This window comes from Streptomyces tateyamensis, assembly GCF_003205575.1.
GTDB lineage: Bacteria > Actinomycetota > Actinomycetes > Streptomycetales > Streptomycetaceae > Kitasatospora > Kitasatospora tateyamensis.
Genome location: NZ_PYBW01000279.1, coordinates 1 through 250 on the forward strand (window position 1 = coordinate 1; position 250 = coordinate 250).

1 protein-coding gene is annotated in these 250 nt (G+C 69.2%); it reads right to left on the minus strand.

Annotation, left to right across the window (positions count from 1 at the left end; genetic code table 11):
• The coding region (locus C7C46_RS33335) for an alkaline phosphatase family protein (protein WP_281278609.1) at positions 1-250 on the minus strand (250 nt) is incomplete at both ends.

Here is a 250-nt window from a genome sequence, read left to right on the forward strand (position 1 = left end):
TGGCCAGGCCGATGGTCTGCGAGGTGTCGGGCAGGGCGGGCATGCCGTACACCGGGTTGGCGAAGTCGAAGACGCCGGTCAGGTCGCCGCACACCGAGCGGCGCCAGGCGCTGATGTTCACGCAGTTCGCCGGGGTGCCGAGGGCCGCGGTCCAGACTTCCATGAAGCGCAGTACGGAGGTGTGGTCGAAGGTTTCGGAGTTGACCCAGCCGCCGCGTGTCCAGGGGGAGATGGCGATCAGCGGGACCCG